Below are 13,853 nucleotides of genomic sequence, written 5' to 3' on the forward strand. Positions count from 1 at the left end.
CCGTCAACGCGGGGTGTCGCTCACCGCTTTTTCGGTGTCCGGGATCGGCTGCGGCGCGAGCCGGTCGAGTTCCTTGACCACGTCGAGCACGGCCAGCGCCGATGTCTCGATGAGCGGCCGCAGCCGGGCGTAGAGCTCCGCGTTCCCCGGGTCGGGAACGGTCGGCTCGCCGATCGGGATGAGCGCGGCCGCGTGGTCGAGGTCGGGCAGCTCTCCCAGCGCGTGCCGCGCGAGCAGGCAGGCGCCGAGCGCCGTGCCCTCCGGGGTGTCGGCCACCGACACCGGCAGGTCGAGCGCGGCCGCGAGCACCCCCACCCACAGCTCGGAGGCGACCGCCCCGCCGGTGGCCCGCACCTCGGTGACCGGGATGCCCTCGGCCGTGAAAGAGTCGCGCACCAGCGCGAGCTGCTGGCAGACCCCTTCGACGGCCGAGCGCACCAGATGGGCCCGCCCGTGCTCGCGCCGCAACCCCAGGTAGGCGCCGCGCAGCCCGGAACGCCACCACGGCGCCCGCTCCCCCAGCAGGTACGGCAGGCAGAGCAGCCCGTCACTGCCCGGCGCGACCTCCTGGGCCTCGATGAGCAGGGCGGCGTCGCGCTCGTCGGCGTCCTCACCCTCGGCGCCGGGACGCTCGAAGCCGCCCGCGAAGCTCTCACCGGCCCACCGCACGACGGACCCGGCGTTGTTGACGGCGCCGCCGATCACCCACCGGTCGTCGGTCAGCGCGTAGCAGAACAGCCGCCCCGCCTTGTCGGCCGTGGGCCGGTCGACCACGGTGCGCAGCGCGCCGCTGGTGCCGAGCGAGATGGCCGCCACCCCGGCCGGGGTGGCCCCCACGCCGAGGTTGGCCAGCGGCCCGTCGGCGGCCCCGATGATGAGCGGGGTGGCCGGGTCGAGCCCGGCCGCGCGGGCCACGTCGGCGCTCAGGCGCAGCCGCTGGGTGGTGCTCACCACCTCGGCCAGCTGCTCGGCCCGGACCCCGCCGATCTCGAGCGCCTCCGGATCCCACCGGCGCTCGTGGATGTCGTACAGCCCCGTGCCCGAGGCGACCGACAGGTCGAGCAGGAACGGCTCGTCGGCCACCGCCGCCAGCACCAGCTCCTTCACCCCGCCCCACCGCGGCGTCGCGCGCAGGGTCTCGGGATCGTTCTCGCGCCACCAGGCCAGCTTGGTCAGCGGCGACATCGGGTGCACGGGCGTGCCCGTACGCGCCTGGAGCTTTTTGCCCAGCCCGGCCTCGATGAGCTCGTCGCACTGCTTGCCGGCCCGCCCGTCGGCCCACGTGACCAGCGGCCCGAGCGGCGACCCGTCGCTGTCCATGGGCACCAGCGCGTGCAGGAAGGCACTGAGACTGACCGCGATGACCCGGTCGCCCTGCTCGTGGCAGGCGGCGGCCACGTCGACGAGCGCCTTCACCGCGGCGTCGCGCAGCTGGGCCGGGTCGAGCTCGGCGCGCCCCGGCCCCGGCACGGAGAGCGGATAGTGAACGCTGACCAGCGCGCGCAACTGCCCGTCGGGCCCGGCCGCCACCCCTTTCGTCGCGGTGGTGCCGGTGTCGATCCCGATCACGACGTCCATGCGCAGCCTCCAGTCCCGAGCGCCTTACCGACTTCCAACCTAGTGCCCACCCGGCGGTCTCTCATGGCAGAGGGACCAGTACCCGCTGCCCCCGCGACGGAGTGACCTCGAGCTCGGTGGCGGCGTCGGGAAGCAGCGCGGCCGGACCTGTCGCCGGCAGCCAGGAGCCGGCGGCGGCGCGGTAGCGCAGCGCACAGTTGAGCGCGGCCACCGCCACGCCCAGGCGCTGCGGGAGCCGGGCGTGGAAAATGCTCAGACCGCCGGGCGTCTCGGTCGCCAGGCCGTCCTCCAGCAGGCCCAGATAGTGCGGCGTCGGCGTCTCGGCGGCCGAGTCATGCATCCAGAAGACGCGCGCGGTGCCGTCGAGGGCCACGGTCTGCACGACCAGGCGGCGCCCGTCCGGGGTGGCGGCACGCAGGTACCACTCGGTGGGGCCGGTCCAGGCGTGGTAGCCGTACGGGTCGGAGTACCGGGGCAGGGTGACGATGTCCCACCCGTCGACGGTGGCGCGGCCGGCCCGCTCCCAGCCCGGCATGTCCCGCTCGATCCGCTCGGGGATCTGATTGTCGGCCGCGCCGGTGTCGACGACGTCGTGCAGATTGGCCAGCGGCACCGCCGGATCCTCGCCGTCCTGCCGCAGCGCGATCCGCACGACCCCGTCGGCCGCCTCGAACCGCCGGATCGCCATGCCGTCGGCGTCGGCGGGCAGCGGGGCGAAGGTGCGCTGGACCTGCCCGTGGCCGTCGAAGACGTAGTCGGGCGAGAACCTGATCGCCCGCCCGGCGGTCGCGACGACGAGCACGTCGCGGTCCGGCCCGGCGAGCACGGCGCCCGGCGGCACGGTGCCGTACGGCACGTGGAAGGTGCTGCCCGTGGTCCGCAGCTGATCGCCGTCGGAGTCGACGAAGCCGAGCGCGTCGAAGGCGGCCTGGATCTGCTGGGCCACGAGCGCCACCGGGCCGGCCGGCGTGGACCCGGCCCAGTGGATCCGCGTGACGCCCGGGCCGACCATCTCCTGCCAGGTCTCCCGCACGCGCCCGAGCAGTTCGAGATCGCCGGCGAGGTCGCCCCGGGTGGCGGTGGGGATGGTGGGTGCCCGGTTGGACCGCGTCGCGAAGGCCGCACCGGCGGCCCCGGCGACGCCGGCGGCCAGCCCGCCGGCCAGAAGGGTGCGGCGCCGCACGACCCGGCGCCGGCCGCCCGCGCGCACCCGGTCGAGAAGGTCGGGCGGAGCCTCGAGATGGTCGGTGGCGCGGGCCAGGGCCTGTCGGATGTCGGTGTTGCTCATCGTTCTCCTCCGTCCGGGACGACGGCCGGGCCGAGCACCTCACGGAGCCGGTCCAGACCGCGGGCGGCGTTGCTCCGGACCGTGCCCTCCGTGCAGCCGAGCGCCGCGGAGACCTCATGGACGGGCAGGTCGGCGAGATAACGCAGGACGACGGCGGCCCGCTGCCGGGGCGGCAGGTCGCGCAACGCGACCAGCACGGCCTCACGGATCGCCACGTCGTCGCCGTGATCGGGCTCGACCCGGGTCTCCAGGTGACCCTCGATCGAGATCTCCTCACGCAACGCGCGGCGGCGCCAGCGGTTGGTCGACCGGTTGACCAGCGCACGGCGCGCATAGGCCTCGGGCATGCCGTCGATGCGCCGCCAACGGACGTACATCTGCTCGAGAACCTCTTGTAAAAGGTCCTCGGCCGCATGCCGGTCACCGGTCAGCAGGTAGGCGATCCGCAGCAGGCCCGTGGACCGGGTCCGCACGAAATCGTCGAAGCCCGCTCGTGGGCTTGATGCCATCGCCGTCCTTCCGCCGTTGTCACCATTCACGACAAGCGGGGGCGGCTGGGCGTTGCACCTAGATCGCGAATAGTTTGGCGTACCCCTCGCGAAGCTCCTCGAAGCCGTGATTCATCGCATCGGACCCGCGGATCACCCCGGCCGGCCGCCCGTCCAGCAGCCGCCGCAGCACTTCGGCGCACAGATGCCACCCGGCCGCGACCATGGCCTCCATGCCGGGGTGCGAGAGAGTATGCCGCAAGATCAGGCGGGTCCCGCCCGGGCTTTCCTCGAGCTCCCACCGCAGAAGATCACCACCCCACGAGTACTGAAGAAGCGAAGGAGCCTCGGCCCGGGTCACCACGGCCGGCACATCCTCCCGCGCGGCACCGTCCACCATGGTCAAAGTCGTTTCACCCAAAGACCCGAGATCGCGTACGGGGACGAAGGGCGCCCACTGATCAAGTTGCTCCGGCTCGGTGAGCGCACTCCACACGACGATCGGCGCGTGCCGGAACTCCCGCACGAAAACGAGCGTCCACCGGTCACCGTCCGCCGCGACAAGCTCGGCCCCACCCGCCGCAGTGGCGATCTCTTCGGTCATTGCTCCTCCTTGATGTCGTGTCCCACCGCGTCCAGATGGCGCTCCAGGGCCGCCAGATGATGAGCCCAGAGATTGCGGTACGGCGCCAGCCAGGCATCCAGCTCACGAAAAGGCGCCGGATCGAGGCGATAGATCCGCTGCTGAGCCCGGGTACGCACGGCGACCACCCCGGCCTCCCGCAACACCCTGAGGTGCTTGGAAACGGCCGGCTGGCTCATCGCGAGCAGGCCGACAAGGTCGGAGACCGTGCACTCACGAAGCCGGAGAGCCTCCACGATCCTCCGCCGGGTCGGCTCCGCGATCGCCGCAAAGGCATCCACGCCCTCAACATGCCATCGCAGTTATATAACCGTCAAGGCATGCACTCGAACGCCATACGGTTGGCCGGCAGAAGTGGCAGCACCAATCGGAGGGGTGGGGCAGAAGGGCGGCGCGGAGGGCGGGGCGCAGACCGCGGGGCACAGGGCGGCGCGGACGGCGGCGCAGACCGCGCGGGGCCCGCGCGGAGCCGAGACCAGACCGCGGGGCCAGCGCGGAGTCGAGACCAGACCGCGGGGCCCGCGCGGAGCCGAGACCAGACCGCGGGGCCAGCGCGGGCGCGGAGGGCGGGGCGCAGACCGCGGAGCACAGCTCGGCGCGGACCGCGGGGTACAGCTCGGCGCGGAGGGCGAGCGCGGACCGCGGGGTAAAACTCGGCGCGGAGGGCGGGCTGCGCGGAGGGCCAGGCGGCACGAAAGCCAGGCGGCACGAAAGCCAGGCGGCACGAAAGCCAGGCGGCACGAAAAGCCAGGCGCGAGAAGCGGGGCGCTGACGGCGAAGCGCGAAAGGCCGCTGGTCAGCAGCCCGGGCCGGCGGCCTGGCCCTTCACGATGCGGTAGGCGGAGACGTCGCCCTTCACGAAGTCGGCTACCTCCGTGATCGAGGTGGGGGCCGTGCCGTTGATGCCCACGTAGGCGACGATCGCGGCGTCCACCGTCCGGCACGTGGCGCGGTCGGCCACCGACTGCGCCTTCTGCTTCAAGGCTTCCGGGTTCAACGCTGAGTAAGAAACCCCGGCAACACTCAAAGTCACTGCTGCGGCCACTGCGACGTGAGTTAAATGCACCAACGCAGCCTAGGCAACATTACAGTGAGTGCTGACCCGGCCGTTCGGGCAGGGTTGATCAACCGCGCGTACAGCTCTTCCCGAAAACCCTCAACTCGGGGACACGGGCAGCTGAGCAGCCAGGAAGGCGAGAATCAGGCCGGAGATCCGGACGTACGAAGCGTTACCGGGACGCAGATACTCACCGTGACCGGCATTGCGGACGGTGACGAAGCGTTTCGGCCACGGGTCGGCACCGTAGGCCCGGCGGGCGGCAGCCATCGGCACCACGCGGTCACGGGAGCCGTGCACGAAGAGCAACGGCGCGGGGCGGCCGCCGAATCCGGACGGCGCCTCGCGACCGGCGACCGACACGCCCGCTCGCAGCCGCGGGTCGTGTCCGGGGCCGAAGAGCCCGAGTGTGGTCGTACCACCGGCCGAGAAGCCGACCGCGGCCCAGCGCGACGGATCCAGGTGGCCGAAGAACGCGTCGCCGGGCACGCCGGACAGGCGCCGCACCTGATCGACGACGTAGAGGGCGTCCGCCGGCTGCGACCGCACGTCCGCTCGCACGACGCGGACCCGGCGGTTCGTGTGCGGGTAGGCCGGAGCCGCCACCACGTAACCCGCCTCGGCCCAGCCCGCGATCAACGGCGCGAAGTCGGACGGCATCCCGCCCAGCCCGTGACTGAACAGGATCAGCGGGTGGCGCCCCGTGAGCGGCGAGGGATACCAGATCGTGGTCGGCAGCGGCCGGTCGGCGTCACGCGCGAGCATGACCGTCCGCGTCATCACCCGCACCGAGGCGGTGGCGGCCCGCGCCGGCCCGAAGCCGCTCAGCAAGAGCACCAGAGCGACCAGCACCGCACCGGCCCGCCGCAGCCGGGCAGGCTCGCCGAGAAAGGCCAGGGAGCCGGAGAGAGGGCCGAGGAAGGGCAGCGGCCCGCGCCGGAAGAACCCGCGGGGAGGGAGGACGCTGCGCACGTCGTGAGCCTATGAACGTGACGCAACGGGGGCGATCACCGTTGTGGGTGGCGATGAGACGACGAACATTCGTAGGCATTGGGGCGACAGTCGCCGCAGTTGCCGGATTGGCCGGATACCGTAGCCGATCGGGTGATCCAGAACCCCTGGTCCCGCACGCCCCCGTCGGTGACGAGCGGCTGACCCGGCGCGATTCGCGGGCCCGGGGCCGGCTGGTCGATTTCTACACGGCCGTGCCCGCCGGTCTCGGCGACGGCCGCGGCCTGCCCGTCTGCCTGATCCTGCACGGCGGCTCCAAGACCGCCGCCGATTTCCCCGGTCTGGGTCTTGGCCGTTTCCTCACCGATGCCGTACGCCGGGGCGCGCCCCCGTTCGTCCTGGCCGGCGCCACCGGCGACCGCCTGTGGTGGCAGCCCGACAAGGGCGACGACCCCCAGCGAATGGTCCACGAGGAACTCCCCCGATGGTGTGCCGAACGCGGTTTCGACACCTCCCGCGTCGCTCTCTGGGGCTGGTCCATGGGCGGTTACGGTTCCCTTCTCCTGGCCGAGGCCTTTCCCGGTTTCGCGAAGGCCGTCGCCGCCTTTTCCCCGGCCGTGCGAAAAGGAGATGAGGTATTCACGTCAGTCAGTCATCTTCGTGGCACACCGGTCGGCCTGTGGTGCGGCGAGGACGACGATCTTCTCGGCAACGTGGAGGATCTCGCCGCTGAGCTGCCGGAACGGCCGGCCCGGATGACCACGGGGCCGGGGCGGCACAACTTCGGATATTGGTCGCGGTGCATACCCGAAGGGTTCGACTTCGTCGCCGGGGCTTTACGGGGCTGAGGCGTCGTCCGTACCGTAAATGACTCAGAGCAACGGTCTCAACACGCTGGAGGACCCCCATGCGTCGTGCCGCCGCCGTACTCGCCCTCGTCCTCGCCGGTCTGTGGATCGCCGCGCCCGCGCAGGCATTCGCCCACAACGCCGTGCACAACACCTACATGCACGCCCTCCTCGACGCGTTGACGCTGGTCGTGGTGTCGGCGCCGATCTGGACCGCCCTGCTGTGGAGCGGCGGGAACCGCTGGTGGCTGGCCGGCCTGATCGCGGTCGTGCAGATCCCGGTGGCGATCATCGGCTTCGTGCCGATCGCCAACCCGTACCTTCACCTCTCACTCTTCGTGATCGCCATCGCGCTGACCGGTCTCTCGCTGCGGGCCGTACGGGCCCAGGCGCGCACCGCCGCGGTGGCCGCGGACCGCTGAACGCGCCGGTGTCCGGGCCGCGAAAGGCCCGGACACCGGAAAAGACAGCCATGAGTGATCGATTTTTAACCTGCCCGTGAAGTCCGATGGCCGACAATGGGCGGGTGGTCACCGAGACGATGATGCCGGTCGACGGCATCGAGCTGTGTGTGGAGACGTTCGGCGAGCCGGGCGATCCCGCCCTGCTGCTCATCGCCGGCGCCGCCAGTTCGATGGACTGGTGGGAGGACGAGTTCTGCCGCCGCCTCGCGGCCGGCGGGCGGTTCGTGATCCGGTACGACCATCGCGACACCGGGCGGTCGACCTCGTTCCCGGCCGGCGCCCCGCCGTACTCCGATGTGGACCTGGCTCATGACGCGCTGGGCGTGCTCGACGCTCTCGGCGTACATCAAGCTCATCTCGTCGGTCTTTCGATGGGTGGCCTGATCGCCCAGCGTCTCGCGGTCGAACGCCCCCACCGGGTTCTGTCGCTGGTGCTGATGTCCACCTCGCCCGGCCCCGGCGACGACGACCTGCCGTTGGGTGCGACCGGCGAGGGGGGCGAGAGCGACTGGACCGACCGCCGTTCGAGCGTTCGGAGCATGGTCGCGACGGCCCGCCAGCTGGGCGGCCCGTTCACCGCCGAGGACGCCCATCTGCGCCGGCTGGCCGAGCGGATCTTCGACCGTACGCAGGACATGACGGCCTCACAGACCAACCACTACTGCTGCTCCGGCGGCCCCGCCGTGCGGCATCGGCTCGGCGAGATCACCGTTCCCACGCTGATCCTGCACGGCACCCTCGACAAGTTCCTCCCCGGCGCCCACGCCCGGGCCCTGCGGGCCGAGATCCCCGGCTCGCGGCTGGTCTGGCTCGAGGGCGTCGGCCACGAGTTCCCGCCCGCGGCCGTCTGGACCCAGGTGATCGACGAGATCATCGACCAGGCCGGCCGCCGCACCCAGCCGGCGTAAGCGTCACACAACTGTCATACGGCGGCGGGCCAATGGTCATGTGCGGCGCGAAGCATGGTGTGCGGGACGGAACCCCACTCCGGTTCGCGTCCGGGCGTACCGATGCGGGCGCCCGGACGCGGACGGTCCTGCCGGCCGTGACGTGGCCCAGCACGACCGGCAGGACGTTCCCGGTCAGGCCGGTGCGACCAGCGCCGCGTAGTCCCCGGAGGTCAGCGGCCCCTCGGTGAGGGTGCCGTCGGCGCGGGGCACCTCCAGGCCGCGCCCCTCCCGCGTGAACGACACCGCGGCGACGTCGGGGCGAGCGGTCAAAGTGCACACCATCTGCCCGTACGCCAAGATGTCGTCCTTGTGGGTCTCGCCCTCGGAGACCTCGACCGTCACCCGCGTGCCCGGCCCGGCCGTCGCGGTCACCGTGAGCCCGGCCAGAGCCGTCGACAGCCCGCTCTCGCTCTCCTCCGGCGCCGGCCCGGTCACCAGGTCGTTCATCTGCTGCTGCACGCTCGGATAGGACGGCGCCCGCCGCACCGACTGCACGAGCCGGTCGTCACGCACCAGGCACAGCACATGCGCCACCTCACCGGCCGGTGGCACCGCCGGCGTCCCCGAGTTGTTCAGCGGCGCCCGGGGCAGCTCGACCGGATGCGGCGAGTCCTCCGCCGGCACCCCGCACGACGCCAGAAGGGCGACACCCAGGACCATTCCCATTCGCTGTACGGTCTTCACGGCAGCTCCACGCGGAATCGCGCGCCCCCGCCGGGCCGCTCACCGGCCGACGCCGACCCGCCGTGCGCCGCCGCGTGCTCGGCCACGATGGCCAGCCCCAGCCCGGTCCCGTCCCCCGCACCGCGCGCCCCGGCCGCCGGCCCCCGCACGAAACGGTCGAAGATCGACGCCCGCAGGTCCTCCGGCACGCCCGGCCCGGCGTCGTCCACTTCCAGAAAGCCCTTTCCCACTCGTACGGCGACCGGCCCACCGCCGTACCGAACGGCGTTCTCGATCAGGTTGCCCAGTGTCTGTTCCACCCGCCGCGCGTCCACCCGCCACTCCCCCGGGTCGTCGCTCTCCACAATGTCCGGGTCCAGGCCATGTGCCCGCACGACCCGCTCGGCCAGCGCCACGATGTCGGTCGGCTCCCGGCTCACCGGCTGATCGCCGCGGGCCAGCTCCAGCAGGTCGCCGACCAGCTCCTGGAACCGGTTGACCTCGGCCACGATCAGCCCGAGCGCCGCCGCCGACCGCTCGTCCAGGCCGTCCTTGCGGCGGTCGACCACGCTGACCGCCGCGGCCAGGGTCTGCAGCGGGGATCGCAGCTCGTGGCTGACGTCGGCCGCGAACCGCCGGTCACGCCGCATCCGCCGGTCCAGCTCGTCGGCCATGTGGTTGAACGACGCGGCCAGCGCGGCCAGATCGGGCTCGGTATCCGGGTCGAGCCGGGTCTGCAGATCGCCGCCGGCGATGTCCCGGGCCGCGTCGGCGACCGCGCCGAGGGGCCGCAGGGCGTGCCGGGTGACGTACCAGCCGACCGCCGCCCCGCCGGCCGCCATCATGATCGCGACGGCGGCCAGGACCAGCGCCAGCACCTGCAGGGTCCGTTCCAGCTCGCGCTGGGCGACGATCTCGTAGAACACCGTGTCGTCGTCGAGCGGCACGGCGATGACCAGAGCCGGCGCCCCGTCGCGGCGGATGCGCTGTGCCGCCGCCCCACCCTCGGCCGCCATCTCCTGCAACGCGGCCGGCACGGCGGCGTGGGCGTCGGTGTCGGCGGTGCGCGAATACCAGCGCCCGGCCCGCTGCACCATCACGTAGCGGTCGCCGCCGGCGTCGAGCGAACCCAGCACGTCGGCCACGTTCGTGGCGCCGCCGCGCAGGCTCGCGTCGATCAGCGCGGCGTCGAAGTAGGCGGCCCGCACGGCCGTACGCTCCCGTTCGCGGAACAAAGTGCTTCGGGTCAGCTCGTACGACACCACGGTCACACACACGGAGAGCGCGAGCGCCCCCACGGCGAACGCGGCGCTGACCCGGGTCCGGAGACCGGCCCGCCTCACGGCTGGAGCTTGTAGCCGAGGCCGCGCACGGTCACCAGGTGGCGAGGCGCGCCCGGCACGTCCTCGATCTTGTGGCGGAGCCGGCCCACGTGCACGTCGACCAGGCGCTCGTCGCCGACCTGGTAGCCCCAGACGCGCTGGAGCAGCTGCTGGCGGGACAGCACCTGGCCCGGGTGGTCGGCCAGCTCGCAGAGCAGCCGGAACTCGGTGCGGGTGACCCGGACCTCGGCCCCGTGCAGACGTACCTCTCCGGCCTCCGGTCTGAGCTCCAGATCTCCGAAGGTGAGCGCCCGCACGGCCGGGGACTCGGTGGCCGCCCGGCCCCGGCGGCGCAGCGCCCGCAGCCGGGCCGCCAGCTCCTTGACCGCCACCGGCTTGACCAGATAGTCGTCGGCGCCCGCCTCGAGCGCGGCCACGATGTCGTGGGTGTCGTCCCGGGCGCTGATCACCACGATCGGCACGTCGTCGTCGCGGCGCAGCCGGCGGATGCACTCGAAGCCGTCCATGCCCGGCAGCATCAGGTCGACCAGCACCGTGTCGGCGCCGACCCGCCGCTGCTCGGCCAGCCCGTCCTCGGCGGTGGCGACGGCGTGCGCGGTGTATCCCTCGTCCTCCAGGGCCAGGCTGAGCGACAGCCGGATCCGGTCGTCGTCCTCGATCAGCAGCACGGAGGTCATAACCGCATGATGCCCGGTCGCGGTGGGGCCGGCACGTTCGTACCCAAGGATCTGTGACCTTGTCATGGAACCGTCAAATACGTCGGTCACCGTGGAGGCATGACAGCGACCGGCGTTTTCACGGTTCTGGCCGGGGTGTGGATCGCCCTGACGCCCCTGTTCGCCCCCGACCTTTCGTCGTACGCGGCCACGAGCGACGTGGCGACGGGCACGGCGGTCGCCGTCCTGGGCCTGGTGCGGCTGCTGAGGCCGGGGCGGACGGCCGCGCTCGGCGTGGTGCTGACGCTGCTCGGCGCCTGGCTGGTGGCGGCGCCGTTCGTGCTCGGCTACGGCCATCACCCCGCCGTGGCCTGGAACAACGTCATCATCGGCGTCCTGGTCGTGATGTTCTCGGGTGTGAGCGTGGCGGCCATGCTGTCACCGGTCCGGCCGGCTTCCCGCTCATGACGGCCAGCAGCCTCGTGACCGCCCTGCTGGTCGGCGCCGCGCTGGGCGCCGGCGCCCGCTGGCTCGTGCCGGCGACCCGGGGCGTCCCGTTCTGGGTGCCCGTGGCCGTGGCCGTGGGCGCGGCCGTCTTCGCCACGGTCGTGGCCCGCTTCGCCGGCGTGGACACGTCGGGCGTCGCCCCGGTGGAGATCGTCCTGCAGGTGGTCTTCGCGGGTGGCGGCATCGCCCTGGTGGCCGGCACGGCCGATCGGAGGTACTCGCGATGACGGCAGCACCGGCCCACGGCCCGTCCTACTACGTCCGCACGCTGGGCGACACGGCGGTGGTGACGCCCTTGACCGACCTGGACGCCACCCTGGCCGACCACCTGCGCGACGACCTGATGCAAGCGGCCGCCGACCACCCCCACGTGGTGGTGGACCTGCACGCCGCGAAGTTCATCGACTCGGCCGCCCTGGGCCTGCTGGTGCGGGCCCGCCAGGAGGCCCGTCAGCACGGGGCGACGTTCGCCCTGGTGGCGCCGTCCCCCTTCGTCCAGACGGTCCTGCACACCATGCGGCTGGACCGCGCCTTCCACAGTTATCCCGACCGGGACACGGCGCTGGAGCAGCTGGGCGCCTGACTGATCAGGCCCGCCCTTCGGCCTCGGCGACAAATCGCTCGAACATCAGGTCGTACGAGGAACCCCCACCCGCCACGGCCTCGGAGTCCAGGCGGGGCGCCGCGGTGCGACCGGCACGGGCGAGGGCGAGCAGGGCCGCACCGGCCGCAACCGTCTCCGGTTCGCGGACGAGACGGAGGCCGCCCGCGAAGGTGCGGGCCTTGACGCGTACCCAGTCCGGATTGGCCGCGAGCGGGCCACCGAAGAGATAGACCGTGGGCTCGGGCTCGCCGGCCGGGTGCGGCTCCCGGTCGCCGCTGAAGCGCGGCTCCGGCTCGCCGGCCAGGCGCAGCTGCTCGGTCAGCATCCAGCGCGCGTGCAGGCTGAGTCCTTCCAGCAGCGCCTTGGCCAGCAGGGCGGGGTGGTGCTCCGGCCGCCGCCCGGCCACTCGCGGGCGCGCGGCGGGATCGGGCGATGGCGTCTGCCGTCCGGCGAGGTAGGGCAGCACGATGACACCGGTCGGCTCGTCCCCCAGCGCGGCCACCCCGGCGAACGCGCCGTCCCCCTCGTTCTCCCGCCACCAGGCGATCGCGGCGCCCGCACTGGCGGAACCGGCGAGGAGGGCCCGGTGTCCGCCTTCGACGGTGAGCACGACGCTCATGCCGGCGCGACCGGCCTCGACGGCGGACGGGTGACCGCCGACCACCGTCATGACGGCCTCGGCCGTACCGACCGAATCGGCCACGTCGCCTGGAGCGCGCACCCCACAGGCGTACGCGCCCACCTGATGGTCGTGCCCCGCCACCACGACCGGCGTGCCGGCCCGGAGCCCACAGGCCACGAACGCCGGATCGCGCACCACACCCGCGGCCTCACCGGGAGCAACCACGGCCGGCAGTTGCGAGGGACGCAGGCCGACCTCGGCCAGCAGATCAGCGTCGAAAGCCCCGGCCGGCGACTCCCCCACCGCGGGAAGGCGATAGGCCATGCTGCGGCCGGCGAGGGTGTGATCGGTGGCGAGCCGTCCGGTGATCAGAAGACAGGCCAGGTCGGCCGCGCCCGACCAGGACTTCAGGGCCGCCCACAGGGAAGGCCGATGCTCGCGCAGCCAGGCCAGCTTGGCCAGCGGCACCTTGGCGCTGGGCCGCACACCGGTGGCCGCGATGAGTTGTTCCCGCCCGAGCCGCCGGGCCAGGGCGTCCGCCGCCGCTCCGGCCTCTTGTTCATGCCACCGCAGCCAGGGCCCCAGAGGCTCCCCGGAGGCGTCGATCGGCACCCCGGTCTCAGCCATGGAGGCGATGCCGACCGCGTCCGGCGCGGCCCGCCCCTCGAGCACCTGGCCGATCAGCCCGGCCAGCATGCCCTTGAGCTCCCCCGGCCCCGGCGTGGGCGCGGACGCGACCGCCCGCACCCGCCCGCCACCGACCAGCGCGACCTTGGTGTTCGTGGTCCCGATGTCGATGCCGAGCCCGTACGGCATCAGCCCTGCGAGGTGGCGTCGAGCGTGGCCCGCACCTCATCCATGTCCAGCTCCTGAACGGCCGTGATGACCTTCTCCAGGGCCGCCCCGGGCAGGGCACCGGGCTCGGAGAAGACCATGACACCATCACGGAAGACCATCAGAGTCGGGATCGACGAGATGCCGGCGATGGCCGACAGCCGCTCCTCGGCCTCGGTGTCCACCTTGGCGAAGACGATGTCAGGATGCTGCTCACTGGCCTTCTCATAGACCGGAGCAAAGCTACGGCAGGGCGCACACCAGTCGGCCCACCAGTCGACCAGCACGATCCCGTCCCCGGTCACCGTCTGCTGAAAGCTCTCCTTGGTCAGGTTCACCGTGCTCATCTGTGCAGTC

Annotated in this window: 18 protein-coding genes; 6 read left to right on the top strand and 12 right to left on the bottom strand. The window is 72.6% G+C overall.

All coding sequences use genetic code 11. The features are described 5' to 3' along the window. Positions 1–3 precede the first annotated feature (3 nt). The 7 genes from ACFY36_RS31275 to ACFY36_RS31305 form a co-directional block, all read right to left on the bottom strand. Positions 4–1,578: a gluconokinase gene (locus ACFY36_RS31275; protein ID WP_499749501.1), complete on the bottom strand. Its 1,575-nt coding sequence runs from the start codon at positions 1,576–1,578 to the stop codon at positions 4–6. Positions 1,579–1,639: 61 nt separating this feature from the next. Continuing rightward, positions 1,640–2,866, bottom strand: a complete 1,227-nt coding sequence (locus ACFY36_RS31280; RefSeq protein ID WP_499749502.1) for a hypothetical protein — start codon at positions 2,864–2,866, stop codon at positions 1,640–1,642. Continuing rightward, positions 2,863–3,375 carry a SigE family RNA polymerase sigma factor gene (locus tag ACFY36_RS31285; protein WP_499749503.1) on the bottom strand — a complete coding sequence of 171 codons (513 nt, stop codon included), beginning with the start codon at positions 3,373–3,375 and terminating at the stop codon, positions 2,863–2,865. The genes ACFY36_RS31280 and ACFY36_RS31285 overlap by 4 nt, the downstream gene beginning before the upstream one ends. A gap of 58 nt (positions 3,376–3,433) precedes the next feature. Then, on the bottom strand, positions 3,434–3,958 hold the full coding sequence (locus ACFY36_RS31290) for an SRPBCC domain-containing protein (protein WP_499749504.1): 525 nt from the start codon (positions 3,956–3,958) through the stop codon (positions 3,434–3,436). Next, positions 3,955–4,278, bottom strand: coding sequence for an ArsR/SmtB family transcription factor (locus ACFY36_RS31295; protein WP_499749505.1), 324 nt, complete (start codon positions 4,276–4,278; stop codon positions 3,955–3,957). The genes ACFY36_RS31290 and ACFY36_RS31295 overlap by 4 nt, the downstream gene beginning before the upstream one ends. 515 nt (positions 4,279–4,793) lie before the next feature. Further along, positions 4,794–4,979: a hypothetical protein gene (locus ACFY36_RS31300; RefSeq protein WP_499749506.1), complete on the bottom strand. Its 186-nt coding sequence runs from the start codon at positions 4,977–4,979 to the stop codon at positions 4,794–4,796. Between the two features lie 174 nt (positions 4,980–5,153). Beyond that, positions 5,154–6,026, bottom strand: a complete 873-nt coding sequence (locus ACFY36_RS31305; RefSeq protein WP_499749507.1) for an alpha/beta hydrolase family protein — start codon at positions 6,024–6,026, stop codon at positions 5,154–5,156. A gap of 107 nt (positions 6,027–6,133) precedes the next feature. Between ACFY36_RS31305 and ACFY36_RS31310 the strand changes: the two genes are divergently transcribed. From ACFY36_RS31310 to ACFY36_RS31320, 3 genes are all read left to right on the top strand, one after another. Beyond that, positions 6,134–6,853: an alpha/beta hydrolase-fold protein gene (locus ACFY36_RS31310; protein ID WP_499749508.1), complete on the top strand. Its 720-nt coding sequence runs from the start codon at positions 6,134–6,136 to the stop codon at positions 6,851–6,853. A gap of 59 nt (positions 6,854–6,912) precedes the next feature. After that, entirely contained in the window at positions 6,913–7,275 is a 363-nt protein-coding gene (locus tag ACFY36_RS31315) for a hypothetical protein (protein WP_499749509.1), read from the top strand. 86 nt (positions 7,276–7,361) lie between these two features. Further along, a complete protein-coding gene (locus ACFY36_RS31320) occupies positions 7,362–8,225 on the top strand; it encodes an alpha/beta fold hydrolase (protein WP_499749510.1) in 864 nt (287 codons plus the stop codon). Positions 8,226–8,399: 174 nt separating this feature from the next. Here ACFY36_RS31320 and ACFY36_RS31325 read toward each other — a convergent pair whose 3' ends face one another. From ACFY36_RS31325 to ACFY36_RS31335, 3 genes are read right to left on the bottom strand one after another with little or no spacing between them, the layout of a single operon-like run. Next, positions 8,400–8,951, bottom strand: coding sequence for a GerMN domain-containing protein (locus ACFY36_RS31325; RefSeq protein ID WP_499749511.1), 552 nt, complete (start codon positions 8,949–8,951; stop codon positions 8,400–8,402). Next, a complete protein-coding gene (locus tag ACFY36_RS31330) occupies positions 8,948–10,273 on the bottom strand; it encodes a sensor histidine kinase (RefSeq protein WP_499749512.1) in 1,326 nt (441 codons plus the stop codon). Before ACFY36_RS31330 ends, ACFY36_RS31325 begins: the two co-directional genes overlap by 4 nt. Continuing rightward, positions 10,270–10,950: a response regulator transcription factor gene (locus ACFY36_RS31335; protein WP_499749513.1), complete on the bottom strand. Its 681-nt coding sequence runs from the start codon at positions 10,948–10,950 to the stop codon at positions 10,270–10,272. The genes ACFY36_RS31330 and ACFY36_RS31335 overlap by 4 nt, the downstream gene beginning before the upstream one ends. 99 nt (positions 10,951–11,049) lie before the next feature. Between ACFY36_RS31335 and ACFY36_RS31340 the strand changes: the two genes are divergently transcribed. The 3 genes from ACFY36_RS31340 to ACFY36_RS31350 are packed head-to-tail and all read left to right on the top strand — an operon-like array spanning position 11,050 to position 12,019. Beyond that, positions 11,050–11,397: an SPW repeat domain-containing protein gene (locus ACFY36_RS31340; protein WP_499749514.1), complete on the top strand. Its 348-nt coding sequence runs from the start codon at positions 11,050–11,052 to the stop codon at positions 11,395–11,397. Next, positions 11,394–11,663 (top strand): GlsB/YeaQ/YmgE family stress response membrane protein, encoded by a 270-nt coding sequence (locus tag ACFY36_RS31345; RefSeq protein WP_499749515.1) that lies wholly within the window; start codon positions 11,394–11,396, stop codon positions 11,661–11,663. The genes ACFY36_RS31340 and ACFY36_RS31345 overlap by 4 nt, the downstream gene beginning before the upstream one ends. Further along, positions 11,660–12,019: an STAS domain-containing protein gene (locus tag ACFY36_RS31350; protein WP_499749516.1), complete on the top strand. Its 360-nt coding sequence runs from the start codon at positions 11,660–11,662 to the stop codon at positions 12,017–12,019. The genes ACFY36_RS31345 and ACFY36_RS31350 overlap by 4 nt, the downstream gene beginning before the upstream one ends. 4 nt (positions 12,020–12,023) lie before the next feature. On the opposite strand, the gene ACFY36_RS31355 is transcribed toward ACFY36_RS31350, so the two are convergent. Beyond that, a complete protein-coding gene (locus ACFY36_RS31355) occupies positions 12,024–13,478 on the bottom strand; it encodes an FGGY-family carbohydrate kinase (protein ID WP_499749517.1) in 1,455 nt (484 codons plus the stop codon). Continuing rightward, complete coding sequence (locus tag ACFY36_RS31360; RefSeq protein WP_499749518.1) at positions 13,478–13,843, bottom strand: thioredoxin family protein; 366 nt, start codon at positions 13,841–13,843, stop codon at positions 13,478–13,480. The genes ACFY36_RS31355 and ACFY36_RS31360 overlap by 1 nt, the downstream gene beginning before the upstream one ends. Positions 13,844–13,853: the final 10 nt, after the last annotated feature.

The sequence above is a fragment of the Actinoplanes sp. NPDC000266 genome (assembly GCF_042899005.1).
GTDB lineage: Bacteria > Actinomycetota > Actinomycetes > Mycobacteriales > Micromonosporaceae > Actinoplanes.